The following is a 24859-nucleotide window of genomic DNA, read 5'->3' as shown; positions in this document are numbered from 1 at the left end:
GGGTTTCCACGGTGAGGGAAGGTGCCGAACCTTAGCATCGGCGGCCGTTGGCGGGCTACCCGGGCGTCTTAGCCCCGGTTGTGGCGCAGGCCGCGACGGTAGCGGTCGTAGTGGCTGCGGCTGCTGCCGCCGCCCAGCCAGGCCGGGGCGAGCGCTTCCAGAGCCTGGGCCGTGAGGCCGAAGGGCAGTGGGGCGCCGCTGGCGACGTTGTCCGCCCGCATGGAGCGGACGTTGTCGCGGCTCATCAGCGGCTGCGGCGCCAGCTCCATCAGGGCAGCCTGCATCATCGCCAGTCCGTCCGGCAGCGGGATGACGGGGCGCGGTGCATCGACCAGCGCGGACACATATTCCACCAGTTCCCGCAGGGTGTAGACGGTGGGGCCGGCCACCTCGTAAGTCTGGCCGCCGACCTGGTCTTCGCTCAGGCAGCGCCAGATCACCTCGGCCACATCCTCGACATAGACCGGCTGGAAGCGGGCCTGGGCGCCGGCCAGCGGCAGCAGCGGGAAACGGCGGGCGAGTTGGGCGAAGAGGTTGAGGAAGCGGTCGTCGCGGCCGAACACCACCGAGGGGCGCAGAATGGTCCAGCTCAGCGCTGGCGGCGCCGCGCGCACTGCCTCCTCGCCGGCGGCCTTGGAGCGCAGGTACTCGGAGGGGCCGTCGGCCGTGGCGCCCAGCGCGCTGATGTGCACCAGCCGGCGTACGCCGGTTTGTGCGGCGGCGGCCATGATCTTGCGCGGCAACTCCACATGTGCCCTGGCGAAGTCCGGGCCGTAGGGCGAGCCACTGCGGGAGTGCAGGATGCCGACCAGATTCACCACCGCATCCGCGCCGGCGAACAGCCGGGCCAGCGTGGCCGGGTCGTACACGTCGGCGGGAATGAGCTCCACCGTCGGCAGCAGCGCCAGCGGGCTGGCGGTACGGGCCTGCCGGGTGGGAACCAGCAGGTCCACTCCGGCGGCGGTGAGGCGGTTGGCGGTTGCGGCGCCGATGAAGCCGGTGCCGCCGACGAGGACGACGCGTCTGTTCATGACGAGCTCCTGTGGCGGAAGGGAAAAGGGCGGTCCCCGCCCCGGCGCGCTACTGTGCGGCGGGACGGGGGCCGATGACGCCTAGGCGCGTTTTCAGCGATTGCGGCCGGCCTTCCAGCATGGCCGCGTAGATCACGGTGTTGGCCATCACCTTCTTGACGTAGTCGCGCGTCTCGTCGAAGGGGATGGTTTCGGTGTAGACGGCGCCTTCCATCGGCTGGGCGTCGCGCCAGCGCTTGGCGCGGCTGGGGCCGGCGTTGTAGCCGGCGCTGGCCAGCACCGGGTGGTTGTCCAGGTCTTCCAGGATCAGCCGCATGTAGCTGGTGCCGAGGCGGACGTTGGTGTTGGGCTCGGACAGCATGGTCGGGCTATAGCCGGTCATGCCGATCTTGCCGGCCACCCACTTGCCGGTGGCCGGCATCACCTGCATCAGCCCCTGGGCGCCGGAGCTGGAGCGCGCTGGCACGACGAAGCGGCTCTCCTGCCGCATCAAGCCATACACCCAGCTGATGTCCAGACCCTGGTTGAGCACCTGCGGCTCGATCAACTGCCGGTAGGGCGTGAGGAAGCGCAGGTCGAAGTTGCTGCGCGGGTCCGCGCGCTCGGCGGTGTTGATGGCACGGTCGTAGATGTCGTTCTTCAGCGCTAGGCGGGCGGCGGCGAGGATGAAGCCGTCCTCCTGGTTGCGTAGCGCCCAGTTCCACTCGCGGGTGCCCTCGGTACGCATGTCGATGCGGAACAGCGCCAGCGCCCGGCGCAGGCTGGGGTCGTCCTCGGCCTGGCGCAGCTGCTCCTGCGTGATGCTGCCGCTGCGTACTGGTGGCGCGAACAGCTGGCCGCGCTCCTCGGCGGCGAGGATGCCGTAGAAATGCGGCTCGCCGGCGATGCGGGCGTACAGCGCATCCGCCTCGGCCTCACGCCCGCGGGCGGCCAGCGCGCGACCGCGCCAGTAGAGCCACTCGGGGTCGGTCTGCTCATTCACCGGCAGTTGGGCGATAGCCTCTTCCACCGCCGCCCAGTTGCCCGCCCGCAGCGCACTGCGCACCCGCCACGCACGCTGCTCCGCGCTCAGCGGCGTGCTGCCGGCGGCGCGGTACCAGGCGAGCGCTTCCGGCAACTGGCCGAGGGCGGCGCGCAGGGCGAGGTTGGCCCAGGCGTAGCCGCGCTCCTCGGCGTCCAGCCTGTCCTGGATGCGCACCAGCCGGCCTTCGGCGGCGCGTACGTCCTCGCGAGACAAACGCACCAGCGCGGCCAGCGCCAGTTCGCGACCGGCGCGGTTGATGGCGAAGTTGGGAGGCAAGCGGTCCAGGTACTGGGCGGGGCTGCGGATGGCCTGGTCGAAGGCGGCCGGGTTGGGCGCCGTGCCGCTCGGCAACCAGGCTAGCGTCAGCTTGGCGTTGGCCGGGTTGCGGCCTTCCACCTGGCGGCGGATGCGCCACCAGACGTCTTCCGGCCCGACCTGGCCGGCGGTAACGGTGGCGAGCAACACCGGTTCGCAGGCGCTATGGCTCTCCACCAGGTCCAGCCACTGCAGGGCGACTTCGGCGAGGGCGCTGCGGTCGCCGGTCATCATGCGGCCGGTCCAGCCCAGGCAGCGCAGCTCCTGGTCGGGCGCGAGGATGTCCGGGTAGAGCTGGACCACGCCGCGCCAGTCGCCGTCCTTGGCCAGGCGGCGCACCCAGTCGCCGCGCAGGCGGTCTGCCAGCATGCTGCCAGCCTGTTCGACGAGAAATTCGGAAAGCTCGCTTGCCGGCGGCGGCTCGGAGCGCGCCAGCTTGTTGAACAGCAGCCAGTAGCGCACATAGGGTTCAAGGACGTGGCCGCTGCGTTGGTCGGCCAGGCGCTCCAGGGTGTTGCGGTCTCCGCTGCGCACCGCCTCACGGGCGGCGATGATGCGGCTGTCGTCTACTTGTCCGGTCGCACAGCCCGACAGCGCCAGCAACAACACCGCCAGCACCCCTCCCCACAAACCCTTTTTCATCCCTTACCATCCTTCGTTCTGCACTGCCGACCTTACCACATGACCGCCGCCCCGTTTCCGCCCCCCGCCGGCGCCGAAGCGCTCCGCCGCCGCCTGCGCGAACAGGCCGTGGCTGGGCGGGAGGCCCTGGCGGCCGGGCTGCGCGCGGAACTCACCGCCCGTATCGAAAGACATCTGGACGGAGTGGTCGCACGCCTCGCGCCGGACAGCCTCGCCTACTGCTGGCCATACCGGGCGGAGCCGGATCTGCGGGGTTGGGTCGGGCGCTGGCTGGCAGCGGACGCCAGGCGGCGGGCATCGCTGCCCGTGGTCCTGGACAAAGCAACGCCGCTGACGTTCCGCAGGTGGACACCGGATTGCGCCATGGTGCCCGACCGCCACGGCATCCCGGTGCCGGCGGAGGGCGAGGTGTTGGAGCCGGCGGTGCTGTTGGTGCCGCTCAACGCCTTCGATGCGGCCGGCTACCGATTGGGCTACGGTGGCGGCTACTTCGATCGCACGCTGGCGCAAAGAAAGGTGATGGCGATCGGTGTGGGCTTCGAGCTGGGGCGGGCTGACACCGTCTTCCCGCAGGCGCATGACTTGCCGATGGACTGGCTGGTGACCGAGGCGGGCGCCTTTCCCTGCGCCTAGCGGTGGCGTTCCATGCCGGCTTGGGCGGCGGAACGCGCCAGCCGCCTCAGCGGGTGACCGCGATGGGCTCCAGGCCGTGGCGGCGGGCGCTCTCCTGCAACCGGCCGTCGCGCTTCACCGCAGCGATGAAGGCATCCACCCGCTTGTGCCAGCGCTCGTCGCCGGGGGCCAGTGCCCAGGCGTAGGGCGTGACGTGGTAGGTGCCGGAAGGCGAAACCAGGCGCGCCCAGCTGGCGGTGGTGAGCATCCAGCGGCTGTAGGGGTAGTCGGTCATGAAGACGTCGGCACGGCCGGCCTCGACCTCCTGCTCGCGGGCGTGGGGAGAGGAGAGAACCGAGAGCCTGGCGTGCCGCAGCTTGTCCCGCATCACCATTTCATGCAGCGTGCCGCGGGCGACCGCGACGGTGACCCCGGGCTGATCGATGTCGTCCCAGTTGCGGATGCGCTGGTTGTTCTGGGTGGTGATGGCGTAGATGTCGCTCGCCAGATGGGGCGAGGTGAAGCGCAGCTTCTCCGCCCGTTGATTGGTGATGCCGATGGCGAAGGCGGCGATGTCGCAGCGGTTGCCGAGCACGTCCTGGATGAGGCGGGAAAAGCTGCTGTCGACGAAGACGACTTCCGCCTCCAGCTCCTTGCCCAGTTCCTTCGCCAGGTCCACATCCAGGCCGACGAGTTCCCGGCTGCCGGGCGCCCGATAGGAAATTCCGTAGTAGTCAGGCCAGATGCAGACGCGCAGCTTGTGCTCGGCCGTAATGCGGTCGAGCCGGCTGGGCGTCATATCGTTCGCTATGGCGTTCGTCAAAGAAAACGCGCACAGAAAGCAGCACAGCAGGCGGACAAGGCGGAGCATGGCTTAGCCTGGAAGTAATACGAAACCCCGCGTTCGCGTACCTTGGGCAAGGATCAACCGCAGCTGCAAAGACAGGGCTCTGGATCTCGGGAAGGCGAATTCGCCACAACTTTTGCCGTTCTAATACAAACGGCTTAGTTATTCAACCGCGTTCCCGACGCTTGGCGCTGCGCGCGGGACGTTCTTCGGCAGATTGCCGCAGAATGCCCCGCGATGCCAAGGGAATTTGCTCAGGATAGGAAGAGCTTGTAGGCCGGGCTATCCGTTTCCGCGCTGTACTCATAGCCCAGGCGCTGAAGGAACTCCTCGAAAGCCTGCTTATCCGCGGGCGGGACCTGCATGCCGACCAGCACGCGGCCAAAGTCGGCGCCGTGGTTGCGGTAGTGGAACAGGCTGATGTTCCAGTCGGAGCGCAGGTTGGTGAGGAAATTCATCAGTGCGCCCGGCCGTTCGGGGAAGGTGAAGCGGTAGAGCAGTTCGTTGTCCGCCTGCGGCGAACGGCCGCCCACCATGTAGCGGACGTGCGACTTGGCCAGTTCGTCGTCGGTCAGGTCTAGCGCATGCAGGTCGTGCTCGGCCAGCGTGGCGATGAGCTGGCCGACCTCTTCGCGTGCATTCACGGTGACGCCGACGAAGATGTGGGCGCGTTGCGGATCGGCGTAGCGGTAGTTGAACTCGGTGATGTTGCGGTTGCCCAGGGTGCCGATGAAGCGGCGGAAGGAGCCCGGCTGCTCCGGGATGGTGACCGCGAGCACCGCCTCGCGCTGCTCGCCGACCTCGGCGCGCTCGGCGACGAAGCGCAGGCGGTCGAAGTTCATGTTGGCGCCGGAGGCGACGGCGACCAGGCTGCGGTCCACCAGTTGATGGCGCTTGGCGTATTCCTTGGCGCCTGCCAGCGCGAGGGCGCCCGAGGGTTCCAGGATGGAGCGGGTATCCTCGAAGACATCCTTGATGGCGGCGCAGATGGCGTCGTTGTCCACCAGGATCATCTCGTCCACGTATTGCTGGCACAGGCGGAAGGTTTCCTCGCCGACCTGCTTCACCGCGGTGCCGTCGGCGAACAGGCCGACCTGTTCCAGCGCCACCCGCTGGCCGCATGCGAGCGAGCGGGTCATGGCGTCGGCGTCCACCGTCTCCACGCCGATCACCCGGGTTTCCGGCCGCAGGCGCTTGACGTAGGCGGCGATGCCGGAGATCAGGCCGCCGCCGCCGACTGCACAGAAGATGGCGTGGATGGGCTTGGGATGGGCACGCAGGATCTCGACCGCGATGGTGCCCTGGCCGGCGATCACATCCGGATCGTCGTAGGGGTGCACGAAGGTGAGCTTCTCCGCCTTCTCCAGTTCCAGCGCATGGGCATAGGCATCGGAGTACGACTCGCCGGCCAGCACGACTTCGCCGCCACGGGCGCGCACCGCGTCGATCTTGATCTGCGGCGTGGTGCTGGGCATGACGATGACTGCGCGGGCACCGAGGCACTGGGCCGACAAGGCCACGCCCTGGGCGTGATTGCCGGCGGAGGCGCAGATCACGCCGCGCTGCAGGGCTGCTGGCGACAGTTTGGCCATCTTGTTGTACGCACCGCGCAGCTTGAAGCTGAACACCGGTTGCATGTCCTCGCGCTTGAGGTAGATGCGGTTGCGCATCCGGGCGGAAAGGTTGGCGGCGAGGTCTAGCGGAGTCTCTTCTGCGACGTCGTACACCTGAGCGTTGAGGATGCGCTCCAGGTAGTCCGGGCTGGCGGCGGTCATGATGGGCTTTCGGCGGCAAAGAGAACGAGGGTAGCAGCCGAGCTGCCGCTGCGGCAAGCCAGCCTGGCCACGCCCGCGGTGTTACTGCTCGCCGGCGAGCAAGCGGGCCTGGCGGTCGATGAAGTCCTGGGTGGAGTCGATGCCGCGCAGCTGCAGGATGGTGGACCGCACTGCCGCCTCCAGCAGCACCGCGAGGTTGCGGCCGGCGGCAACCGGCAGCACCACGCGGGGAATGCGTACGCCGAGGATGTCCTGGCCTTCCTGCTGCACCGGCAGGCGGGAAGGGTCATCCTGCCCGGGCTGGCGTCGCTCCAGGTGGCACACCAGGCGCAGGCGCATCTTCCGCCGGCAGGCGGTCTCGCCGAAGATGGTGCGGATATTGAGGATGCCGAGGCCGCGAACCTCGATGAAATCCTGCAGCAGCTCCGGGCAACGGCCTTCCAGCACGGTGGGGGCGATGCGGGAGAACTCGACGATGTCGTCCGCCACCAGGCCGTGGCCGCGGGAGATCAGCTCCAGCGCCAGTTCCGACTTGCCCGCACCGGAGTTGCCGGTGATGAACACGCCCAGGCCGAGCACGTCCATGAACACACCGTGCAGCGACAGCTTGTCGGCGAGCTGGCGTGACAGGTAGAGACGCAACTGGTCGATGACGCTGGCGGCCGGATGGGTGGTGGTGAACAGCGCGACGTTGGCCGCTTCGCAGACGCTGCGCACCATCGCCGGCAATTCGCAGCCGTCGGCGAGGATGATGGCGGGAGGTCGGGCGGAGAGGATGTCACCCAGATGATGGGCGACTTTTTCCCGCGACTGCCGGCGGGCCCAGGCCAGCTCGGCGTTGCCCAGCACCTGCAGGCGGGTGGGGTGTATCAGGTTGAGGTGACCGACCAGATCGGCGGGCCAGATTCTTTCCTCGGTGACCGAGAGGACTGCGTCGAGATTGCCGCTGACGTAGCTCAGCTGCAGGCGTTCGCGATGATCCTCATACAGCCGCGCGACGTTCGTCTGCCGCATCGGAGCCCCAGTTGGCGAACAGTGAGTGGATGGCCGTGGCATCCGGCGCGCCCAGCAGGGCTTCGCGGAAGCTGCGATCGCTGAACATCTGCGCCAGTTCGGAGAGCAACTGGAGATGGGTTTCGTTGGCCTGCTCCGGCACCAGCAGGACGAACAGCAGGTTGACCGGGCGGCCGTCCGGCGCATCGAACTGGACAGGATTGGCCAGCCGCAGGAAGGCGCCACAGGCGTCCTTCAGGCCCTTGATGCGTCCGTGCGGGATCGCGATGCCCTGGCCCAGCCCGGTGGAGCCCAGGCGTTCGCGCGAGAACAGGCTGTCGAAAACCGTGCTGCGGGCAATGCCTTGGTTGTTCTCGAACAGCAGGCCGGCTTGTTCGAACACCCGCTTCTTGCTGCTGGCGTCGAGGTCTACCACCACGTTCGAAATCGGGAGGAGTTGGGCGATCAGGCTCATGCGCTGGTGAGCTTGCGGCGCGGCGCCGGTACCGCAGGCGCCGCGGGAAGCGGTCTGTAGGTCCGGGGCGCGGTGCAGGCGTCTCTTGAAAACGCGCGAATTATAACCACACCCTAGACCTAAAGCCCTAAGGAAAAGCTCACGCTTCCGGGCTTTGATGCTTCAGCGCTTCACGGTCGTGATCGGCGCTCTTCTGCTTGTGCTTCAGGATCTGGCGATCGAGCTTGTCGATCATCCCGTCAATGGCGGCGTACAGGTCGGATTCCTCGCTTTCCACGAAGAGATCCTTGCCGCGTACATGCACCGTCACTTCCGCCTTCTGCTTCAGCTTCTCCACGGAGAGGATCACGCTGACGCTGGTGACGTTGTCGAAGTGGCGGATCACCTTGTCCAGCTTGGTGGTCACGTATTCGCGGATGCTTTGCGTGACTTCGACGTGATGCCCGGTGATGTTCAAGTTCATGATGACTCCTCTTCTTATTGCAGATCGTCTTTCAGATCGTTTTGCGCAGGCTGACCGGCGGGATATTGAGCGATTCGCGGTACTTGGCGATGGTCCGCCGTGCGACGACGATACCCTGCTGGCCCAACAACTCGGCAATCTTGGCGTCGGACAGGGGCTTCTTTCTGTCTTCGGCGTCCACCAGCTGGCGGATCAGCGCACGGATCGCTGTGGAGGACGCCGCTCCGCCGGTATCGGTGGCGACGTGACTGCCGAAGAAATACTTCAGTTCGAACACCCCGCGCGGCGTGGCCATGAACTTCTGCGTGGTCACGCGCGAGACGGTGGATTCGTGAAGCTCGAGCTGGTCTGCGATCTCCCGGAGCGTGAGTGGCCGCATTGCCACCTCCCCATGATCGAAGAACTGCCTTTGCTGGTCAACGATGGCCTGGGAGACGCGCAGGATGGTGTCGAAACGCTGCTGCACGTTCTTGATCAGCCACCGCGCCTCCTGCAGCTGGCTGGACAGGCCGCCGCCCTGGCCGCGGTTCTGCTGCAGGATGCTTGCATAGAGCTGGTTGATGCGCAGGCGCGGCATCGCCTCCGGGTTGAGGCTTACCGTCCACCGGCTGCGCAGCTTGCGCACCACCACGTCTGGCAGCACGTAGCGGGTTTCCTCGGTGGAGTGGCGGGCGCCGGGATGCGGGTCCAGGCTGCAGATCAGCGCATGGGCGGCGCGCAGGCCGTCGTCGTCACAGCCGGTGAGCTTCTTCAGGCGGACGAAGTTGCGCTCGGCCAGCAGCTCCAGGTGTTCGTCGACGATCTGGCGGGCGAGGTCGCGGGTTGCGCTGGGCGGCATCGCCCGCAGCTGCAGGCTGAGACATTCCCGAGGCGTGCGGGCACCGATGCCGGCCGGCTCCAGGTTCTGCACGTGGCAGAGGGCGATGGTGAGGTCGTCCAGCTCGACCTCCAGCTCCGGCGGCAGCAACTCCAGCAGCTCTTCCAGCTCCTGGTGGAGATAGCCGTCGTCGTCCAGCGCCTCGATCAGGAAGCGCACCAGCGCGCGGTCGCGGTCGGACAGCGGCGACAGGGCGACCTGCTGGTCCAGGTGGTCGCGCAGCGAGGTGCCGGCGGCCTGGAATTCCTGGAAGTCGACGTCATCGTCATCGTCCCGGCTGCCGCTTCCGCTGCCCCCGGCGCCGGACCAGTCCATGCCTTCCTCGAAGCTGGCGGGTTCGGATTCGGCCCGGCTCTCGCCTTCGGGGGCGCTCTCGTTGCTTTCCGAGCTGCTGGTGGAGGTGGTGCTGGCGGTGCCGGGCGCGGGTGAGAAGTCCGGGCCGTCGTTTTCCTCGCGCTCCAGCATCGGGTTCTCGAGCAGGAAGCGTTCGATTTCCTGGTTCAGTTCCAGCGTGGACAGCTGCAGCAGCTTGATCGATTGCTGCAGCTGGGGCGTGAGCGTCAGGTGCTGCGAGAGCTTGAGCTGGAGTGTGGGCTTCATGGCTGGCGCGTCGGCGGATCAGAGGCGGAAGTGTTCGCCGAGGTACACCTGGCGGACCTTCTCGTTGTCGATGATCTCGGCGGGGCGACCGCTGGCGAGGACGCGGCCCTCGCTGATGATGTAGGCGCGGTCGCAGATGCCGAGGGTTTCGCGCACGTTGTGGTCGGTGATGAGCACGCCTATGCCTCGCTCCTTCAGGAAGCGGATGGTCTTCTGGATGTCCAGCACCGCGATCGGATCGACGCCGGCGAAGGGTTCGTCCAGCAGGATCAGCCGCGGGTCGGTGGCCAGTGCGCGGGCGATCTCGCAGCGACGGCGCTCGCCGCCGGACAGGGAGATCGCGGTGTTGTCCCGCAGATGTGCGATGCCCAGCTCTTCCAGCAGTTCCTCGAGGCGCTCGGCGATGCGCTCGCTGCCCAGGCCCTGCAGTTCCAGTACCGCACGGATGTTCTCGGCCACGGTGAGCTTGCGGAACACGCTCATTTCCTGTGGCAGGTAGGAGAGGCCGAGGCGGGCGCGCTCGTGGATGGGCAGGTGGGTGAGGCGGGCGGTGTCGAGGGAGATCTCGCCGCCGTCGGCGCGGACGAGGCCGACGATCATGTAGAAGCAGGTGGTCTTGCCGGCGCCGTTGGGGCCGAGCAGGCCGACGACCTCGCCGGAGCCGACTTCGAAGCCGACGTCGTGCACCACGGTGCGGGCCTTGTAGCGTTTCTGCAGCCCGGAGACTTTAAGCAGGCTCATCGTGGTTTTCTTTCAGCAGTTTGCGGATGACTTCGGTGGAGAAGCCGCGGCCGTGCAGGAAGCGCGCTTGCCTGGCCCATTCGTGGGCGTCCGCTGGCGTACAGGAGAAGCGCCCGCGCCAGATGGCACGGGCGCGCTCCAGTTCGGTGCAGCCCTCTTCGGCAGGACATTCGGCGGCGAGGGCTTCCTCTATGGTGTCGCGATCCAGCCCGCGGCGGGCCAGTTCGCTGCGCAGCCGGGTGGCGCCGTAGCGCGCCGCTTTTGCGCGCACCCAGGCTTCGGCGTAGCGCCGGTCGGACTGCAGGTCGAGCTCGGTCATGCGGTCCAGCACGGCCTCCACCTCTTCGACCGCGCCGTGGGCGGCCAGCTTGCGCGCCAGCTCGGCACGGGAGTGGTCCCGCCGTGCCAGGAGCCGGATCGCGCGTTCGCGCAGGCTGGGCTCGCCCATGGTCGGAAGACGTGCCGGATCAGGCTTCCGCGGCGCTGGGCTGTTCGCCCGCGGCCGGCAGATCCTTCAGTCCGAGCGCGCCGCGCACCTTGTTCTCGATCTCGCGGGCCAGCGCCGGGTTGTTGCGCAGGAATTCGCGGGCGTTGTCCTTGCCCTGGCCGATCTTGTCGCCGTTGTAGGCGTACCAGGCGCCGGACTTGTCCACGATCTTGCGGTCCACGCCGAGGTCGATGATCTCGCCTTCGCGTGACACGCCTTCCCCGTACAGGATGTCGAAGTGCGCTTCCTTGAACGGCGGCGAAACCTTGTTCTTGACGACCTTGACGCGGGTTTCGGAGCCGACCACCTCGTCGCCCTTTTTGATCGTGCCGGTGCGGCGGATGTCCATGCGCACCGAGGCGTAGAACTTGAGCGCGTTGCCGCCGGTGGTGGTTTCCGGGTTGCCGAACATCACGCCGATCTTCATCCGGATCTGGTTGATGAAGATGACCAAGGTATTGGTGCGCTTGATGTTGGCGGTGAGTTTGCGCAGCGCCTGGCTCATCAGGCGGGCTTGCAGGCCGGGGAGCTGGTCGCCCATCTCGCCCTCGATTTCGGCCTTGGGCGTCAGCGCCGCGACCGAGTCGATGACGACGATGTCCACGCCGCCGGAGCGCACCAGCATGTCGGCGATTTCCAGAGCCTGCTCGCCGGTGTCGGGTTGGGAGATCAGCAGGTCGGTGATGTTTACGCCCAGCTTTTCGGCGTAGCCCACGTCCAGCGCGTGCTCGGCATCAATGAAGGCGGCGGTGCCGCCCAGCTTCTGCATTTCGGCGATGACCTGCAGCGTCAGCGTGGTCTTGCCGGAAGATTCCGGGCCGTAGATTTCGACCACGCGGCCGCGCGGCAGGCCGCCGAGGCCGAGGGCGATGTCGAGGCCCAGCGAGCCGGTGGAGACGGTCTGGATGTCCTTCTCGATGTTGCCGTCGCCCATCCGCATGATCGAGCCCTTGCCGAACTGCTTCTCGATCTGCGAGAGCGCGGCGGCAAGCGCCTTGGCCTTGTTGTCGTCCATGAGCTGTCCTTCCTGAGTGAAGCGGCGATTATGGCACAGAGATTGCAGGGTTGTTGCCGTTATGGCGTAGTCCGGGCGAGGCGGATTACCTCTTGCAGCGCATGGATTACGGTGCTCCGCCGCACCGCTTCGCGGTCCCCGCCGAACAGCCGGGTTTCGGCGTGGCGGCGGCCGTCTGCACAGGCCCAGGCGAGGCAGACGGTGCCCACCGGTTTGCCCGGCGTGGCGCCGCCGGGACCGGCGATGCCGGATACCGCCACGGTGACGGCGGCACTGCTGCGGAGTAGGGCGCCGGCGGCCATTTCCCGCACGGTGGCTTCGCTGACCGCGCCGCTGTCCTGCAGCGTGGCGGCGGCGACGCCCAGCATGTCCTGCTTGGCGGCGTTGGAATAGGTGACGAAGCCGCGGTCGAACCAGCCGGAGCTGCCGGCGGTGGCGGTGACGGCTTCGGCGATCCAGCCGCCGGTGCAGGATTCGGCGGTGGCGAGCATCCAGCCGCGCCGCGCCAGCGCCTCGCCGACGCTGCGGGAGAGGGCCTCCAGTTCCTTGTCCATCGCTTCTCCCTCTCAGCCGAAGAAATGCACCAGTACCGCCAGCGCCAGCACGGTATAACCGGCGGCGAAGAGGTCGTCCAGCATCACGCCGAAGCCGCCCTTGAAGCTGCGGTCCGCCCAGCGCACGGGTGGTGGCTTGACGATGTCGAAGAAGCGGAAGAGGGCTACCGCCACCGCCTGCCACAGCAGCGTCTTGGGCGCGAACAGCAGCACCAGCCAGGTGGCGACCATCTCGTCCCAGACGATGGCGCCGTGGTCGGGCTCCCCCAGCGCGCGGCCGGTGCGATCGGCGGCGATGATGCCGGCGACGAACAGGCTGGCGAGCAGGGCGAGGAAGACGAACTCCGACACCGGCGTGCGCAGCAGCGGGTACAGCAGCCAGGCCAGCAGGGTGCCGAAGGTGCCGGGCGCCTTGGGGGCGAGGCCGGAGCCGAAGCCCAGCGAGATGAAGTGGGCGGGGTGACTGAACAGCAGGCGGACGGTTGGGCGCATCTGGACTCGCGATGGAATTGTTGTCTGGGAGGCGGCGGGCGGTGAGGGCGCGGCCGGCTCAGGCGAAGTGATCGTAGCCGCCGAGCAGCGGCGGGATGAGGCGGCCGTCGTTCTCGCGCAGCCGCAGTTCGCCCGGCGTGGCGCTTGTCGTTCCGATGCGGGTGAGCGGCAGGGCGAGATGGTCCGCCACGGCAGCGAGGGCACTGCGCTGCGCCGGCGGCGCGGTGAACAGCAACTCATAGTCGTCGCCGCCAGCCAGCAGGCAGCGGCGGGCGAGCACCGGGTCGACGCCATGCTGCGTCAGCGGTGGCAGCGGCAGGGTGTCCAGTTCCACGATGGCGCCGACGTCGGAGCGCTCCAGGATGTGGCCGAGATCGCCCAGCAGGCCGTCGGACACATCCAGCATCGCGCTGGCGACGCCGCGCAGCGCCAGGCCGAGTTCGACGCGCGGCACCGGCCGGTGCAGCGCGTTCAGGCAGCGGTCGCGGCAGCTGCCGGGCAGCGACACCTGGCCGCGCAATTCGGCGAGGCCGAGGGCGGCGAGGCCGGGCTGGCCAGAGATCCAGATGTCGTCGCCCGGCGCTGCGCCGGCACGGGTGATGGCTTCGCCGGCGGGCAGCTCGCCGGCGATGGTGACGCTGAGCGTCAACGGGCCGCGGGTAGTGTCGCCGCCGACGAGGTCCACACCGTAGCGCAGCGCACAGGCGAAGAAACCGTCGGCGAAGGCCGCCAGCCAGTCTTCGTCGGCCGCAGGCAGGGCCAGCGCCAGGGTCGCCCAGCGCGGCTCGGCGCCCATGGCCGCGAGGTCGGAGACGTTGACCGCCAGTGTCTTCCAGCCGAGCGCGTTGGCATCGGTATCCGGGAAGAAGTGGGTGCCCGCCACCAGCATGTCGGTGGATATCGCCAGCTGCATGCCGGCGCGGGGTCGCAGCAGCGCGGCGTCGTCACCGACGGCGAGGTCGGTGTGCACCGCGGCGCGGGTGAAATGGCGGCGTATCAGGTCGAATTCTGAAGGCATCGATTGTTGCCACGCGGGTGGGCTGGCTCGCTGGAAGCGCAGAGCTTACCGCAGCGGCGGCGTGGCAATGGCGGTCCGCGATGGAATGCGGACCGCCGCGGAGGCCGGGCGGCCTCCGGTGTTACAGCAGCTGGAAGGCGAGGATGGCCATCAGCGTGGGCGGGACCGCAGCCACGAACAGGCCGAGCGGATTGACCGCGCCTTCGTCGAAATGGCCGCGCAGGATGGACATGCCGGCGGGGTTGGGGGCGTTGGCGATCACCGTGAGGCCACCGCCGGTGACGGCGCCGGCCACGACCGCATACTTGAATTCGTCGGTGAGGCCCTCGACCAGCGAGGCGAGATAGGTGAGTGCCGCGTTGTCGGTGATGGCGGTCAGCGCGGTTGCGCCGAAGTAGACGGTGGTGGCGTCCATGCGGCCCAGCGCCGGCTGCAGCCACCAGGCCTGCTGGCCGCCGAGCACGACCAGGCCGGCGAGGAAGAAGGCGACCATCAGCCCTTCGCGCAGGATGAGGCGCTCCTGGAACTGCGGGTAGGCGGTGGCCAGCCCCATGAACAGCAGGAAGACGCCGAGGAAGACCGGCGGATGATGGGCGAAGCTGACGATGAGGAAGAGCAGGAAGAGGTGGCAGCCCACCATCACGGCCGGCACCTCGCCGCGCTGCGAAGCGGTATCCAGCGACAGCGCCAGGAGCTCGCGGCGGAAGATCAGCGTGGCCACCGCAGCGTTGATGATGACGGCGAGGGCGGACTTCCAGCCGAAGTGCGCCAGCATGTAGAAGGAGTCCCAGTTCCAGGTGGTGGCCACCATCAGCACGGGGGGCGCGGCGAAACTCGTCAGTGTGCCGCCGATGGAGACATTGACGAACAGCGTGCCCAGGGTGACGTACATGAGGCGCTGGGAGAGCCCGCGGCTGTAGTAAAGCTCGCGCAGCATCAGCGCCGCCAGCGTCATCGCCGCCGGCTCGGTGATGAAGGAGCCCAGCAGCGGCACCACCGCGACGATGGTGAAGTACACCGCGACCGACTCCGGCAGCGGCACGAAGCGCGCGATCATCCGCACCAGCGTGGAGGCGAACTGCATCACCGGCTTGCTGGCGGCCACCACCATGATGGCGAACACGAACATCGGCTCGGTGTAGTTGCGGCTGTCCAGGTATTCGACCGCCGAGTCCTTGCCGGCGCTGACGCCGATGAAGACGATCAGGACGATGGCCCAGAAGCCGAATACGGCCTCGACCTCGCCCAGCAGGTGCCACAGGCCGGCATGGGCCGGCCGGGTGTGGGCGAGGTGCTCGAAGAACTTGGTGGAGAAGGTGTGGAGGATGGCGATGGCGAAGAGGATGGCGCCCGCCAGTTGGATCGTCGTTGGAGTCATGCCGTGAGGTCAGCGAGTGGGAGGGGCGCTGCCTTGGGCAGCGAACGGGGGAAAAGCGCGATCGAGGTGGCGAGCGGAAAGGCTGGGCAGCCGCGGCTGCGGCGCCGGTGGGGCATGGGGGCGCCCCGCCGGCGCGACGAGGTCAATCCTCGTCTTCGTCGTCCTCGGCGCCACCGCGGCGCGGCACCTTGGTCGGATCGCAGGTGATGGGGCGGTAGATCTCGACCCGGTCGCCGGGGCGCAGCGGCGCATCCAGCTTGCTGACCTTGCCGAAGATGCCGACCTTCTGGTTCTCCAGGTCGATCTGGGGGAAGGTCTGCAGGATGCCGGAGAGCTCGATCGCCTCCTTGAGGGTGGCGTTTTCCGGCACGTCTATCCGCAGCCAGACGGTCTGGGCGACATCGGCGTAAGCCACGCCTACACGCATGGTGCTCATCTGCTTCTCCTCAGGCGTGGGCGCCGTCGGGCAGCGGCGCCTGCGCGGCGGCGGCCCGTTTGGCGGCACGTTGCTCGATCACCCGGTGGCCGGCGATCAGGAAGGCGATGACGAAGAAGGCGCCCGGCGGCAGGATCATCATCAGGAAGCCCTTGTAGTCGTGGATCAGCGTGACTTCCAGGACATGGAAGGCCGGGCCGAACATCTGGCTGGCGCCGGCGAACAGGGTGCCGCTGCCGAGGATTTCGCGGATGCCGCCCAGCACCACCAGTGTCAGGGTGAAGCCCAGGCCCATGGCCAGGCCATCGATGGCGGAGGCGCTGACCGGGTTCTTGCAAGCGAAGGCTTCGGCGCGGCCGAGGATGGCGCAATTCACCACGATCAGCGCGATGAACAGGCCCAGCACCTGGTAGAGCTCGTACATCCAGGCGTTCATGCTCATGTCGATCAGCGTGACCAGGCTGGCGATCAGGGCGACGAAGACCGGGATGCGGACGTTGGGGCTGACCAGGTTGCGGATCGAGGCGATCAGCATGTTGGACAGCACCAGCACGGCGGTGGTCGCCAGGCCCATGCCCAGGCCGTTGGTGGCGTTGCCGGTGACAGCCAGCGTCGGGCACAGGCCTATCATCTGCGCCAGCACCGGGTTGTTGGACCACAGCCCGTCCTTCATCAGCGCCCCATAGCTGGGGCCGGCGGGGGGCGTGGGTGTGGCCGGCGCGCTGTCGGCGGCGGCGGTGGCGCAGGCTTCGCTCATGGTGGATACCTCGGAATGGCTCAGGATTGGGGGGCGGCGGGGGCGGCAGGCTCGCCCAGCATGGTGGCCTGCTGCGCGGCGTAGAGGTCGAGGCCACGCTTCACCGCGTTCACCACCGCGCGCGGGGTGATGGTGGCGCCGGCGAACTGGTCGAAGATGCCGCCGTCCTTCTTCACCGCCCATCGGGCGGGGGCCGGATCGCCCAGCGAGCGGCCGTCGAAGGACAGCACCCAGGGGTTCTTGGCGAGCTCGATCTTGTCGCCCAGGCCGGGGGTTTCGGTGTGGCCGGTGACGCGCACGCCGGTGAGGCGGCCGTCGCGGTCCACGCCCATCACCAGCTTGATGGTGCCGGAGTAACCCTTGTTCTCCATGCCGAACACCACGCCCGTCACCACGCCGGCCTTGCGGGCGCGGTACACGGTGACCGTCCGTCCGTCGGTGTCCTTCACGGCAATCGTGTCCGCCATCAGGTCGTTGTCGAAACTGTTCCCGGGAAGCACCTCCGCCAGCGCGGCCTGGGTCTTGCGGGCCTGGGCTTCGGCGATGCGCGGGCCGGTTGCCTGGGAAGCGATGGCCAGGGCGGCACCGGTGACCATCGCCACGAAGGCGAGCGAAGCGCCCTGGTACCAGAGCGTGTCGAATTGTTTGGCGATGTTCATCGGGCGCGGGCCTTGGCGGTTTCGGCGGGGTTCAGGGAGCGACCGTCACGCTTGCGGCCGAAGATGCGCGGCCGGGTGTATTGGTCGATCAGCGGCGCGGTGGCGTTCATCAGCATGATGGCGAAGGCGATGCCCTCCGGGTATGCGCCCCAGGTGCGGATGGTCCAGGTCAGCAGGCCACAGCCCAGGCCGAAGATCCACTGGCCCAGCGGCGTGCTGGCCGAGGTCACATAGTCGGTGGCAATGAAGAAGGCGGCCAGCATCACGCCGCCTGACAGCAGGTGGGCGACCGGGCCCAGGTAGTGATCCGGCGCCACCGCGCTGGCGATCGCTGCCGGCACGACGACGCCGGCGAGGAAGGCCAGCGGGATGCGCAGCCCGATCACGCCCTTGATCACCAGGAAGATGCCGCCGGCGAGCAGCAGCAGCGCGCTGGTTTCGCCCAGGCTGCCCTGGCGTTCGCCGATGCCGAAGGCGGTGGCGGAGTAATGGCCGGGCAGGGACTGGTCCAGCAGCACGCCCTTGGTGGCTTCGGCCTTGATGTGGCCGAGCAGGGAAGCGCTGCTCATGGCGTCCGGCGCGCCGGCGCCGAAGGTGATGGCAAGGGCGTCCAGTGCGCCGGGCAGCGCATCCGGCGTGGGCAGCAGCCACTGCGTCATCTCCACCGGGAAGGAGATCAGCAGCATCACCCGCGCGGCCATCGCCGGGTTGAACAGGTTCTGGCCCAGACCGCCGAAGAGATGCTTGGTGATGGCGACCGCGAAGACCCCGCCGACCACGCCTATCCACCACGGCGCCCAAGGCGGCAGCGACATCGCCAGCAGCCAGCCGGTAAGCACGGCGGAGCCGTCGAACACCGCCTTGCCGGCGGAGAGGCCGCGCAGCCGCACGCACAGTACTTCGGTGGCCACACAGGCCAGGATGGTGACCAGCCACAGGTAGACCGAAGGCCAGCCGAAGCGCCAGAAGCCAGCCAGCGTGGCCGGCACCAGCGCGATGAGGACCAGCCCCATCACGTTGCCGACGGAGCGGGCGCCGACGGCGTGGGGAGACGAGAGTACGGTGTTCATGTGGTGCTTTCCTCTTGCTTGGCGGCTTCCTGCGCAGCCTTCTTGGCGGCCGCCTTGGCTGCGGCTTCGGCTTTGGCGCGTTCGCGCTCGGCCTTGCGGGCGGCGGCGGCCTCGGCCTTCTCGCGCGCCTCGCGCTCCATGCGTGCGCTGCGCTCGTCGGCGAGCTGCTTGATCGCGTCCTGGCGCAGCTTGCCTTTGTCCTGGCTGGCCAGTTCGCCCTTGGCGTAGTTGAAGTAGTGCACCAGCGGAATGTGGGAGGGGCACACATAGGAACAGGTACCGCAGGCGATGCAGTCCTTGAGGCCGATGTCCACCGAGGCCTTGAGGTCGCCGGAGCGGATCAGCGCCGCCATGTCCAGCGGCATCAGGCCGATGGGGCAGGCGCCGACGCACGAGGCGCAGCGTATGCAGGGGCCTGCGTCGGCGCCGTCGGCGGTTTCTTCCTCGCGCAGCGCCAGCAAGCCGCCGCTGCCCTTGATGATGGGCACCGCCAGGTTGCTCACGGACAGGCCCATCATCGGGCCGCCCATGACCCAGCGGGCGACCTCTGCGGTGGTGCCGCCGCAGAAGTCCACCAGCGCGGACAGCGGCGTGCCGATGCGCACCTCTAGATTGCGCGGCGTGCGGATGGCGCCGCCGGAAACGGTGACGATGCGGCGGGTGAGCGGCTCGCCGAAGCGCAGGGCGCGATGGATGGCCGCCGCGGTGCCGACGTTGTGGACCACCACGCCGATATCCGCCGCACGGCCGTCCGCCGGCACTTCCTGCCCTGTCAGCCAGCTGATGAGCTGCTTCTCGGAACCCATCGGATAGCGGCTGGGAACGGCCACCACCTGCACCTCTGCATGGCTCGCGGCGGCTGCCGCAAGGGCGTCTATCGCTTCGGGCTTGTTGTTCTCCACGCCGATCAGCACGCGCTCACCGCCGATGGCGCGCAGGATGATGCGGGCGCCGTCGATCACCTCCGCCGCCCGCTCGCGCATCAGGCGATCGTCGCAGGACAGGTAGGGTTCGCATTCGCCACCGTTCAGGATCAGCGTGGGGATGGGCTTCTTCTGTCCGAGCGCGAGCTTTACTGCGGAGGGGAAGGTGGCGCCGCCCATGCCGACGATGCCGGCCGCGGACACGCGGCGGGCGATCTCGGCCGGCTCCAGCGTCCATGGGTCGGCGCCCTCGGTTTCCAGCGCCTCGTCCTTGCCATCCACGTCCAGCAGGATGGCTGGCCCGGTGAGGCCGGAGGGATGAGGCACAGGCACTTCAGCGATGCCGGCGATGGTGCCGGAGGTCGGCGCGTGGATGGGCGCCGAGATGGGGCCGGCGGCTTCGGCGATCATCTGGCCGCGCAGCACGCGGTCGCCAGCGGCGACGATGGGCCGCGCCGGCGCGCCGATGTGCTGCATCAACGGCAGGGTGAGCCGCGGCGGAAGCGGCAGCACGGCGATTTCGGTGCCGGCGGCCGGATGCTTGCGGCCGTCGGGATGCACGCCCCAGCGCCGCAGCAGGCGGCCCAGGCGGGAGGCGGTGGACAGGGGGAGCTGGTCAGGCGAGCCCATGATGTGAGTTCCTCAGGCGGTTGCGGGCTTGGGCCAGACCCAGCTCTGCAGGGTGACGGGCACGGGAGCAAGGCTGATGGCGCCGGTGGGGCAGACGCCCTCGCACTTGGCGCAGCCGGTGCAGGCATCACGGATGACCGAATGCACCTGCTTCACCGCGCCGAGGATGGCGTCGGTGGGGCAGGACTTGTAGCACTTGGTACAGCCGATGCAGATCTCCTCCTGCACGCCGGCGATGGTCGGCAGGCTCTCCGCCATGCCGGAGGTATCGATGCTGATGCCCAGCTTTGCCGCCAGCGCTTCGGCCAGGGCCTTGCCGCCCGGCGGGCAGCAGGTGACTGGCGCCTCGCCGGCGGCGATGGCGGTGGCCGCGCCGGAGCAGCCGGGGAAGCCGCACTGGCCGCATTGCGAGCCGGGCATCATGGCCTCGATTTCGGCGACGACGCTGTCGGGTTCGACATAGAAGCGCCGTGCGGCCACGCCCAGGGCGACGCCGCAGAAGGCCCCGATCAGGGCGACGCTGGTTACCGCGATCAACATGGGGTTCTCCTTTCCTGTCGGGTCAGTGGTTGGTCAGGCCGGCGAAGCCCATGAAGGCGAGCGACAGCAGACCGGCGGTGACGAAGCTGATGGGCGCGCCGGCGAAGCTGGCGGGCACGCGGGTGAGGGCCAGGCGCTCGCGCAGGCCGGCGAAGAGGATCATCACCATGGTGAAACCGAGCGCGGAGCCGAAGCCGTAGAGCACGCTGCGCACGAAGCCGGCGCCTTCGCCGGCGTTGAGCAGCGCGATGCCCAGCACCGCGCAGTTGGTGGTGATCAGCGGCAGGTAGATGCCCAGCACCTTGTAGAGGTCGGGCGCACTTTTCTTGATCACCATTTCCACGAACTGCACGGTGGCGGCGATCACCAGGATGAAGGCGAGGATGCGCAGGTAGCCGAAGTCGTAGGGCACCAGCAGCAGGTGCTCCAGCAGCCAGGTGAGCGCACAGGCCAGCGTCAGCACGAAGGTGGTGGCCAGGCCCATGCCGATGGCGCTGTCCACCTTCTTGGAGACGCCCATGAAGGGACAGAGGCCCAGGAATTTCACCAGCACCACGTTGTTGACCAGGGCGGTCCCCAGCAACAGCATCAACCACTCGCTCATTTCGCTATCTCCAATGCCGTTTCCAGCTATTGGAATCGCTCATTGCAGATCGCATGCCACGCCCCGAAAGCGCTGCAAGTTGCTGATTGGAAAGTATTGTTGCGGCGCGATGCGGGTGTTTGGCTGTGTCGAGTGCGTCAGCCTTTCCGGAATTGTCGCAATGCCGACAAATGTCGAGCCTGCGAGTGTTTACACCCTGTTTACACGACGGCGGGCGGAGAACACGGGTGATCCGCCGGCCCGATTGCGGGGGATGCGACGGCGCACCGGGAAGGTGCGCCCGATTGTCATGTTTGGCACAACGCTTGCTAGGGAATGGGCGCCCGCATAGCACGAGATCATCATGTCCGCATCCGCCCAGATACCGGTCGTTTTCGCCGACGCGGTATTCCATTACGCGGTCGAGCAATCGGCGATCGCCATTTCGATCACCGATGCCAACGCCAAGATCCTGTATGTGAACCCGGCCTTCTGTGCGATCACCGGCTATGCCGCCGAGGAGGTCGTCGGGCAGAAGCAGTCCCTGCTCTCCTACAAATCCACCCCCAAGGCGGTCTACCAGGAGTTGTGGAGCGCGCTGAAGGCTGGCGGCTCCTGGACGGGCCGGCTGCTCAACCGGCGGCGCGACGGTACGCCTTATGTCGCGGAACTGACGGTGACGCCGCTGAAGACACCGGATGCGGAAGAGGAAGACGGCCAGCGCCTCAATTACCTCGGCATGCACTGGGACGCCACCGAGGAGCACCGCCTCTCCCAGCAACTCACCAACCACAAGCAGCTCATCGAGTCGGTGATCTCGGTAGCACCGGTGGCGGTGGCGCTGCTGGACGTGGAAGGCCATGTGGTGCTGGACAACCCGGCCTACAAGCGCATCGTCGCCGAGATGAAGGTGGACGAGCCGGCGCACGCGGTGATGGACGCGCTGCGCCAGAGCCTGGGCGAAGCCTTCGACCACGCCTACGCCCACCGCCGCGCGCTGCTCAACCACGAACTGCGCTTCGACCGCGTTGGCGGTGAGCCGCGCTGGTACTCCTGTTCGCTGTCCTGGTTCGAGGAGCGCCATACCAGCCCGGACGCCTTCTACGGCGGTGGTTGTTCCGATTACCTGCTGCTGGTGATGCACGATATCAGTGCATCCAAGCGCCAGCAGGAGGCATTACGCCTCGCCGCGATGCGCGCCATGTTGTCCGAGGGCGAACTCAACCAGAGCCTGCGGGAGGCATTGTCGGGCGCGATCTTCCAGTTGCAGGGGCCGGTCAATCTGATCGCTGCCGCCGCCAACCTGCAGCGCCGCCGCGTCGGCAGCGGCGGCAGCGATCCGCTGGCGCGCGCCCTGGCCGACGCCCAGCGCGCCGGCGAGCGCGCCATTGACACCCTGCAGGCGGCGATGCCGCCGGAGCCCGAGGCGCCCTCCGGCCCGGTGAACCTCAACGAGGTGCTGCGCGACGTGCTGATGCTGGAGACCGACGCCCTGCTGTCGGCCGGCGTCACGGTGGACTGGCACCCGGCGCATGTGCTGCCCTCCATCCAGGGCGATCCCACCGCGCTGCGTACCCTGTTCCGCCAACTGGTGACCAACTCGGTGGAGGCGATGAACGTGCGCGGCTGGAGCGAGCGCGCCATCAGCCTTGGCACCTCGGTGCAGGACGGGCAGATCGAGGTCGAGGTGGTGGATACCGGCCCCGGTATTCCGGAAGAGCTGCGGCTGAAGGTGTTCGAACCCTTCTTCTCCACCAAGCAGGTGCGCGCGGCCGGTCGCGGCGTCGGCCTGTCGCTGGCGCAGGAAATCGTCAGCCGCCATCGTGGCGTGCTGGAGATCGACCCCCACCACACCGGTGGCTGCCGCCTGCGGGTCAGCTTCCCGCCCAGCCGCAGCCTGTCCGCGTCCGAGATGGAGGCCCACGGATGAGTACTGAGGATCATCCCGAGCAAACCGATACGCGGGCGGCCTGGCTGGAGTCGGCACTGGAGGCGCTGTACCGCGTCAGCCGGGTGCTGTCGCGCTCGCTGGAGTTGCGCGAGACGCTGTCCGAAGTGCTGAGGGTGCTGGATGAGGAGTGCGGCTTCAACCGCGCCCTGGTCACCCTCTCGGAAGCCGACGGCGAATCGATGGCGATCTCGGCGCTGCACGGAGTCGACGCGCCTCTCAACCCGGACATCCGCTGGCGTGCTGGTGAAGGCGTGATTGGCAGCGTGTTGCAGCGCTCCCGTCCGCTGCTGCTGGAGCGCTTGGCCGATGACAGCAACTACCTGTCGCGGCGTGGCCTGTTCGATGGCGAGGCGCCCTTCATCGGCGTGCCCATACGCGCCGGCCACGAAACCGTGGGCGTGCTGGCGCTGCAGCCGCCGCAGGCGGCGCGCGACCGCCTGGAGGACGACGCCCACTTCGCCGAGATGGTGGCCAACCTGGTTGGCCAGACCGTCAGGCTCTCCTGTCAGGTGCGGCAAGAACGCCGCGATATTGCAGAAGAACGCGACAACCTCCGCCGCACCGTGCGCAACCGCTTCGGCTTCGACAACATCGTCGGCCACACGGTACGCATGCGCCAGGTGTTCGAGCAGGTGCGCCAGGTGGCGAAGTGGAACACCACCGTGCTGGTGCGCGGCGAGACCGGCACCGGCAAGGAGCTGATCGCCCAGGCCATCCACTACAACTCGCCGCGTGCGGCCGGCCCCTTCGTCAAGCTCAACTGTGCGGCGCTGCCGGAGAACCTGCTCGAATCCGAGCTGTTCGGCCATGAGAAGGGCGCCTTCACCGGCGCGCTCACCCAGCGCAAGGGCCGCTTCGAGATGGCGGATTCCGGCACCCTGTTCCTGGACGAAATCGGCGAGATCTCGCCCTCCTTCCAGGCCAAGCTGCTGCGGGTATTGCAGGAGGGGGAACTGGAGCGGGTGGGCGGCGCGCGCACGCTGAAGGTGGATGTGCGGGTGATTGCCGCCACCAACCGCGACCTCGAACTGGAGGTGGAGGCCGGCAAGTTCCGCGAGGATCTGTATTACCGCCTCAACGTCATGCCCATCATGCTGCCGGCGCTGCGCGAGCGGGTGGAGGACATTCCCGAAATCGCCCGCTTCCTGGTGGACAAGGTGGCGCAGATGCAGGGCAGACCGTTGACCATCACCGACAGCGCCCTGCGCATCCTGCTGCACCACGCCTGGCCGGGCAATGTGCGCGAACTGGAAAACTGCATAGAGCGCGCCGCGGTGATGAGCGAGGACGGCACCATAGATCGCGACCTCATCCTCATCTCCGGCATCGAGGAACGGGTTTCGCCGCTGCGCGGCGGCGGCGGCACGGTGGACCTGGACGACCCCGGCCTGGACGAGCGTGAGCGCGTCATCGCCGCGCTGGAGCAGGCCGGCTGGGTGCAGGCCAAGGCCGCGCGCCTGCTGGGCATGACGCCGCGCCAGATCGCCTATCGCATCCAGACGCTCAACATCAAGGTGCGCCAGATCTGAGCCCGCTCGCCTGAGACGCCCCCGGGCGTCAGCTGCTGCGCTGCCCTCGCAGGCCGGCCCTCTCCAGGGCCGGCCTGCGTCATTTCACCGCCCAGCGGCATTCATCTTCCCTTCTGCGGCTCCCTGAGCTGGCGCCCGGGAGGAAGGCGCCTGCCCGCCGGGGCTCCCGGCTGGATTAGGGTAAACACAGCCGAAAGCCCCAGATCAAAGATGGTAATTTGGCCGGCCCTTCGAATTTGCTGCAGGAGCACATCGGCTTCTGCCCAGCCATTTCGTAAAACTTCTTCCTTGTTTTTATTGAGTTTTGGAGGGCCTCCTCGATGCCATTGTTGCTAGGAGTCGCGTCGGAGACGCTCGCAGGCGAACGCCGCCTGCCGGTGGTTCCGGACGTACTGAAGAAATACCAGAGCCTGGGCGTAGTGCTGCAGATGCAGCAAGGCGC

At 67.9% G+C, this 24859-nt stretch carries 25 protein-coding genes; 3 read left to right on the top strand and 22 right to left on the bottom strand.

All coding sequences use genetic code 11. The features are described 5' to 3' along the window. Positions 1-68: 68 nt before the first annotated feature. The gene (locus tag GRF61_RS09440) at positions 69-1031 is read right to left on the bottom strand and encodes a complex I NDUFA9 subunit family protein (protein ID WP_169150410.1); all 963 of its coding nucleotides are present in this window, start codon (positions 1029-1031) and stop codon (positions 69-71) included. Positions 1032-1080: 49 nt separating this feature from the next. Continuing rightward, complete coding sequence (locus GRF61_RS09435; RefSeq protein WP_169150409.1) at positions 1081-3012, bottom strand: lytic transglycosylase domain-containing protein; 1932 nt, start codon at positions 3010-3012, stop codon at positions 1081-1083. Positions 3013-3051: 39 nt separating this feature from the next. Between GRF61_RS09435 and GRF61_RS09430 the strand changes: the two genes are divergently transcribed. Then, a complete protein-coding gene (locus GRF61_RS09430) occupies positions 3052-3645 on the top strand; it encodes a 5-formyltetrahydrofolate cyclo-ligase (protein WP_169150408.1) in 594 nt (197 codons plus the stop codon). 46 nt (positions 3646-3691) lie between these two features. On the opposite strand, the gene GRF61_RS09425 is transcribed toward GRF61_RS09430, so the two are convergent. From GRF61_RS09425 to rsxA, 20 genes are all read right to left on the bottom strand, one after another. Further along, positions 3692-4423, bottom strand: coding sequence for an ABC transporter substrate-binding protein (locus GRF61_RS09425; protein ID WP_248281172.1), 732 nt, complete (start codon positions 4421-4423; stop codon positions 3692-3694). 302 nt (positions 4424-4725) lie between these two features. Further along, a complete protein-coding gene (gene ilvA, locus GRF61_RS09420; RefSeq protein WP_169150406.1) occupies positions 4726-6246 on the bottom strand; it encodes a threonine ammonia-lyase, biosynthetic in 1521 nt (506 codons plus the stop codon). An 81-nt stretch (positions 6247-6327) separates the two neighbouring features. Continuing rightward, positions 6328-7260 (bottom strand): HPr(Ser) kinase/phosphatase, encoded by a 933-nt coding sequence (gene hprK / locus GRF61_RS09415; protein WP_169150405.1) that lies wholly within the window; start codon positions 7258-7260, stop codon positions 6328-6330. After that, the gene (gene ptsN / locus GRF61_RS09410) at positions 7229-7714 is read right to left on the bottom strand and encodes a PTS IIA-like nitrogen regulatory protein PtsN (RefSeq protein ID WP_133594191.1); all 486 of its coding nucleotides are present in this window, start codon (positions 7712-7714) and stop codon (positions 7229-7231) included. The genes hprK and ptsN overlap by 32 nt, the downstream gene beginning before the upstream one ends. 139 nt (positions 7715-7853) lie before the next feature. Continuing rightward, positions 7854-8177 (bottom strand): ribosome-associated translation inhibitor RaiA, encoded by a 324-nt coding sequence (gene raiA, locus GRF61_RS09405; protein WP_133594190.1) that lies wholly within the window; start codon positions 8175-8177, stop codon positions 7854-7856. A gap of 31 nt (positions 8178-8208) precedes the next feature. Further along, entirely contained in the window at positions 8209-9654 is a 1446-nt protein-coding gene (locus GRF61_RS09400) for an RNA polymerase factor sigma-54 (RefSeq protein WP_169150404.1), read from the bottom strand. 18 nt (positions 9655-9672) lie between these two features. Then, positions 9673-10395: an LPS export ABC transporter ATP-binding protein gene (lptB, locus tag GRF61_RS09395; RefSeq protein WP_169150403.1), complete on the bottom strand. Its 723-nt coding sequence runs from the start codon at positions 10393-10395 to the stop codon at positions 9673-9675. Beyond that, positions 10382-10843, bottom strand: a complete 462-nt coding sequence (recX, locus tag GRF61_RS09390; RefSeq protein WP_169150402.1) for a recombination regulator RecX — start codon at positions 10841-10843, stop codon at positions 10382-10384. Before recX ends, lptB begins: the two co-directional genes overlap by 14 nt. Before the next feature lie 19 nt (positions 10844-10862). Continuing rightward, on the bottom strand, positions 10863-11897 hold the full coding sequence (gene recA / locus GRF61_RS09385) for a recombinase RecA (protein ID WP_169150401.1): 1035 nt from the start codon (positions 11895-11897) through the stop codon (positions 10863-10865). Positions 11898-11956: 59 nt separating this feature from the next. After that, the gene (locus GRF61_RS09380; RefSeq protein ID WP_169150400.1) at positions 11957-12451 is read right to left on the bottom strand and encodes a nicotinamide-nucleotide amidohydrolase family protein; all 495 of its coding nucleotides are present in this window, start codon (positions 12449-12451) and stop codon (positions 11957-11959) included. 12 nt (positions 12452-12463) lie between these two features. Then, the gene (locus GRF61_RS09375; RefSeq protein WP_169150399.1) at positions 12464-12943 is read right to left on the bottom strand and encodes a phosphatidylglycerophosphatase A; all 480 of its coding nucleotides are present in this window, start codon (positions 12941-12943) and stop codon (positions 12464-12466) included. A gap of 58 nt (positions 12944-13001) precedes the next feature. Next, positions 13002-13961 (bottom strand): thiamine-phosphate kinase, encoded by a 960-nt coding sequence (gene thiL / locus GRF61_RS09370; RefSeq protein ID WP_169150398.1) that lies wholly within the window; start codon positions 13959-13961, stop codon positions 13002-13004. Between the two features lie 121 nt (positions 13962-14082). Further along, positions 14083-15339: a putative Na+/H+ antiporter gene (locus tag GRF61_RS09365; protein WP_169150397.1), complete on the bottom strand. Its 1257-nt coding sequence runs from the start codon at positions 15337-15339 to the stop codon at positions 14083-14085. Between the two features lie 142 nt (positions 15340-15481). Continuing rightward, a complete protein-coding gene (locus GRF61_RS09360) occupies positions 15482-15775 on the bottom strand; it encodes an RnfH family protein (protein WP_348982371.1) in 294 nt (97 codons plus the stop codon). Positions 15776-15785: 10 nt separating this feature from the next. Continuing rightward, a complete protein-coding gene (locus GRF61_RS09355; RefSeq protein ID WP_169150396.1) occupies positions 15786-16532 on the bottom strand; it encodes an electron transport complex subunit E in 747 nt (248 codons plus the stop codon). Positions 16533-16552: 20 nt separating this feature from the next. Further along, the gene (gene rsxG / locus GRF61_RS09350) at positions 16553-17191 is read right to left on the bottom strand and encodes an electron transport complex subunit RsxG (RefSeq protein WP_169150395.1); all 639 of its coding nucleotides are present in this window, start codon (positions 17189-17191) and stop codon (positions 16553-16555) included. Next, positions 17188-18261, bottom strand: coding sequence for an RnfABCDGE type electron transport complex subunit D (locus GRF61_RS09345; RefSeq protein WP_169150394.1), 1074 nt, complete (start codon positions 18259-18261; stop codon positions 17188-17190). The genes rsxG and GRF61_RS09345 overlap by 4 nt, the downstream gene beginning before the upstream one ends. Next, on the bottom strand, positions 18258-19814 hold the full coding sequence (gene rsxC, locus GRF61_RS09340) for an electron transport complex subunit RsxC (protein ID WP_169150393.1): 1557 nt from the start codon (positions 19812-19814) through the stop codon (positions 18258-18260). Before rsxC ends, GRF61_RS09345 begins: the two co-directional genes overlap by 4 nt. Before the next feature lie 12 nt (positions 19815-19826). Then, on the bottom strand, positions 19827-20354 hold the full coding sequence (locus GRF61_RS09335; protein ID WP_169150392.1) for an RnfABCDGE type electron transport complex subunit B: 528 nt from the start codon (positions 20352-20354) through the stop codon (positions 19827-19829). A 22-nt stretch (positions 20355-20376) separates the two neighbouring features. After that, positions 20377-20958 carry an electron transport complex subunit RsxA gene (rsxA, locus tag GRF61_RS09330; protein WP_133594176.1) on the bottom strand — a complete coding sequence of 194 codons (582 nt, stop codon included), beginning with the start codon at positions 20956-20958 and terminating at the stop codon, positions 20377-20379. Positions 20959-21301: 343 nt separating this feature from the next. Between rsxA and nifL the strand changes: the two genes are divergently transcribed. Together nifL and nifA are read left to right on the top strand one after the other, a co-directional pair. Then, a complete protein-coding gene (nifL, locus tag GRF61_RS09325; RefSeq protein ID WP_169150391.1) occupies positions 21302-22867 on the top strand; it encodes a nitrogen fixation negative regulator NifL in 1566 nt (521 codons plus the stop codon). Beyond that, the gene (gene nifA / locus GRF61_RS09320) at positions 22864-24417 is read left to right on the top strand and encodes a nif-specific transcriptional activator NifA (RefSeq protein ID WP_169150390.1); all 1554 of its coding nucleotides are present in this window, start codon (positions 22864-22866) and stop codon (positions 24415-24417) included. Before nifL ends, nifA begins: the two co-directional genes overlap by 4 nt. Positions 24418-24859 lie beyond the last annotated feature (442 nt).

It is taken from the genome of Azoarcus sp. TTM-91 (assembly GCF_012911025.1).
Lineage (GTDB): Bacteria > Pseudomonadota > Gammaproteobacteria > Burkholderiales > Rhodocyclaceae > Azoarcus.
The sequence above is the reverse complement of the archived record's forward strand: the minus strand, read 5'-3'. Positions and strand labels throughout refer to the sequence as shown.

Bases quoted from the DNA above. Each gene is read 5' to 3' on its own strand.
- nifA (WP_169150390.1), top strand. From the start codon at position 22,864: ATGAGTACTGAGGATCATCCCGAGCAAACCGATACGCGGGCGGCCTGG.
- GRF61_RS09345 (WP_169150394.1), bottom strand. From the start codon at position 18,261: ATGAACACCGTACTCTCGTCTCCCCACGCCGTCGGCGCCCGCTCCGTC.
- recA (WP_169150401.1), bottom strand. From the start codon at position 11,897: ATGGACGACAACAAGGCCAAGGCGCTTGCCGCCGCGCTCTCGCAGATC.
- recX (WP_169150402.1), bottom strand. From the start codon at position 10,843: ATGGGCGAGCCCAGCCTGCGCGAACGCGCGATCCGGCTCCTGGCACGG.
- rsxG (WP_169150395.1), bottom strand. From the start codon at position 17,191: ATGAACATCGCCAAACAATTCGACACGCTCTGGTACCAGGGCGCTTCG.
- GRF61_RS09380 (WP_169150400.1), bottom strand. From the start codon at position 12,451: ATGGACAAGGAACTGGAGGCCCTCTCCCGCAGCGTCGGCGAGGCGCTG.
- ptsN (WP_133594191.1), bottom strand. From the start codon at position 7,714: ATGAGCCTGATCGCCCAACTCCTCCCGATTTCGAACGTGGTGGTAGAC.
- thiL (WP_169150398.1), bottom strand. From the start codon at position 13,961: ATGCCTTCAGAATTCGACCTGATACGCCGCCATTTCACCCGCGCCGCG.
- GRF61_RS09335 (WP_169150392.1), bottom strand. From the start codon at position 20,354: ATGTTGATCGCGGTAACCAGCGTCGCCCTGATCGGGGCCTTCTGCGGC.
- hprK (WP_169150405.1), bottom strand. From the start codon at position 7,260: ATGCGGCAGACGAACGTCGCGCGGCTGTATGAGGATCATCGCGAACGC.
- lptB (WP_169150403.1), bottom strand. From the start codon at position 10,395: ATGAGCCTGCTTAAAGTCTCCGGGCTGCAGAAACGCTACAAGGCCCGC.
- rsxA (WP_133594176.1), bottom strand. From the start codon at position 20,958: ATGAGCGAGTGGTTGATGCTGTTGCTGGGGACCGCCCTGGTCAACAAC.
- raiA (WP_133594190.1), bottom strand. From the start codon at position 8,177: ATGAACTTGAACATCACCGGGCATCACGTCGAAGTCACGCAAAGCATC.
- GRF61_RS09360 (WP_348982371.1), bottom strand. From the start codon at position 15,775: ATGAGCACCATGCGTGTAGGCGTGGCTTACGCCGATGTCGCCCAGACC.
- GRF61_RS09440 (WP_169150410.1), bottom strand. From the start codon at position 1,031: ATGAACAGACGCGTCGTCCTCGTCGGCGGCACCGGCTTCATCGGCGCC.
- nifL (WP_169150391.1), top strand. From the start codon at position 21,302: ATGTCCGCATCCGCCCAGATACCGGTCGTTTTCGCCGACGCGGTATTC.
- rsxC (WP_169150393.1), bottom strand. From the start codon at position 19,814: ATGGGCTCGCCTGACCAGCTCCCCCTGTCCACCGCCTCCCGCCTGGGC.
- GRF61_RS09400 (WP_169150404.1), bottom strand. From the start codon at position 9,654: ATGAAGCCCACACTCCAGCTCAAGCTCTCGCAGCACCTGACGCTCACG.
- GRF61_RS09365 (WP_169150397.1), bottom strand. From the start codon at position 15,339: ATGACTCCAACGACGATCCAACTGGCGGGCGCCATCCTCTTCGCCATC.
- ilvA (WP_169150406.1), bottom strand. From the start codon at position 6,246: ATGACCGCCGCCAGCCCGGACTACCTGGAGCGCATCCTCAACGCTCAG.
- GRF61_RS09435 (WP_169150409.1), bottom strand. From the start codon at position 3,012: ATGAAAAAGGGTTTGTGGGGAGGGGTGCTGGCGGTGTTGTTGCTGGCG.
- GRF61_RS09430 (WP_169150408.1), top strand. From the start codon at position 3,052: ATGACCGCCGCCCCGTTTCCGCCCCCCGCCGGCGCCGAAGCGCTCCGC.
- GRF61_RS09355 (WP_169150396.1), bottom strand. From the start codon at position 16,532: ATGAGCGAAGCCTGCGCCACCGCCGCCGCCGACAGCGCGCCGGCCACA.
- GRF61_RS09375 (WP_169150399.1), bottom strand. From the start codon at position 12,943: ATGCGCCCAACCGTCCGCCTGCTGTTCAGTCACCCCGCCCACTTCATC.
- GRF61_RS09425 (WP_248281172.1), bottom strand. From the start codon at position 4,423: ATGACGCCCAGCCGGCTCGACCGCATTACGGCCGAGCACAAGCTGCGC.